The sequence below is a fragment of the Rhizorhabdus histidinilytica genome, from assembly GCF_900167915.1.
In the GTDB taxonomy this organism is placed as follows: Bacteria; Pseudomonadota; Alphaproteobacteria; order Sphingomonadales; family Sphingomonadaceae; genus Rhizorhabdus; species Rhizorhabdus histidinilytica.
The window spans coordinates 1-1577 of the sequence record NZ_FUYM01000051.1; the positions used below are offsets into that span (position 1 = coordinate 1).

Consider the following 1577-nt stretch of genomic DNA (forward strand, 5'->3'; position numbering starts at 1 on the left):
CACCACAAATCGCTGCTCGTCCATTCAGAACTCCCCTTGGGAATCCTGAATCAGAAATCAGGCAGCGTGGGAATCCTGAATGTCCACAGGCCTTAGATCGCAAGCGGATCTAGTCCAGGCGAAGGGGGGCGGCCTCCCCCCTTCCCGTCAAGGGCCTGGCCGTCTCGGCCGCAAGCGGCCTCCCTTGGTGATCGCGGCGGTTTCCCCGCCCTTCCGCGCTTCGCTTGTGCAGGGCGGGTGATCCCCCTCCCCCGCGATCAGCCCTCAATGCCGGTTCATCCCCCCCGGCTTCGCCAGCGGGCAGAAGTCGATGACCGTTCATCGCCTTCGGCTCCATTTAAGAAGGGAAAACACATGAAAATCCGCATCTACCGCCAGACCGAGCAGGGACTTGACCGGATCGAGATCGAGGGCGGGACAGTTGAAATCATCGTGAACCGAGCCGCCGTCGAGGGCTTCCAATGCACCGACTATAACAGCAACCCGCGCCAGCGTTTTGAATTGCAGGGCGCGCCGAAGTTCGCAGGCGTTTCCGGTCCTATGTGGGATGGCGATGCTATCCGTTACGAGTGCAGCGCCACCTATGCGGAGTTGAGCGCATGAGCGCCGCCGCCGCGATCCGCACCGAGCAGGCCGACGAGCTGGGCGAACAGATCGTTGCCGCAGGTTTTGCCGCAAGTGGCTTCCTGCTGGACATAAACGGGGCGCTTGATGTGCCCCGCAACTTTCCGCTTCCTGCCCCTTGGAATCTGCCCTCGCGCCTGTTTCAATTCCCGATTGAGGTAATCCGGGCCGAGCAGGACGAACCGCGCAAGATTGGCCTTCGCCATCCCTTGCTTGCCGCCCATCCTTTCGTGCAGCACGTTGAAAGAGTGCTAGGCGTCGAGATCGCCCGCGAAGGCGTGACGAACCGCTACGGCTATAGCAACCGCACCAATGGGCTTTGGCATCATGCCGTTGATCTAATCAGCGCCGGGAAATGGCGCGAATTGCTCGACACACAGGAGTTCACCGAACCGAGCTGCATCTTTCAGGCCGTTGTCTTCGGCTGTCGCTATTCCAACCATGGGGACAGCAACGGTCGCGGCCACATCAACACCGCCGAGGCGCGCCAGATCATGAGCGAAATGGGCGGGACCGAACCGGCAGACCGCAGCTCTATCATCCGCACGTTTTCCGCGCCGAGCATGTGCAAGCAGGATAGCGGCAGCGAGCATTGGCCCATCAATACGGGCCGCATGAATGCAGAGGATCAGGCGTGGGCCTTCATCCACGGCATTGAGGATGGATGGTTTGCGCACGATCGTTCCGGCCATCTGCAATGGACGCCGCTGGGCCGCGATCGTTACGCCGCAGGCGATAGCGCCAGCTTCACCGAGGCGAGCGGCCAGACCGCGTTCGCCTTTTGAGGGGATCGAGCATGGCTCGTCATTGCATCCGCGAAGCGCGCTATATGGGGTGACTACACGAAAGTAACGTATCCGATGGAGTGGATGGCTCCCGCTCACCGGCTGAGGCAGACTGCCTCGGCTGAAGAGCGAGGAGACGGACGATGAGTGAGATTGTCACGATTGGGC

The 1577-nt window shown here is 61.3% G+C and carries 2 protein-coding genes; both read left to right on the forward strand.

Features of this window, described 5'->3' with window-relative positions:
* The first annotated feature begins 354 nt into the window (after positions 1-354).
* Positions 355-603, forward strand: coding sequence for a hypothetical protein (locus B5X82_RS26095; RefSeq protein WP_020820237.1), 249 nt, complete (start codon positions 355-357; stop codon positions 601-603).
* Complete coding sequence (locus tag B5X82_RS26100) at positions 600-1409, forward strand: hypothetical protein (RefSeq protein WP_020820238.1); 810 nt, start codon at positions 600-602, stop codon at positions 1407-1409. The genes B5X82_RS26095 and B5X82_RS26100 overlap by 4 nt, the downstream gene beginning before the upstream one ends.
* The last annotated feature ends 168 nt before the right edge of the window (positions 1410-1577 follow it).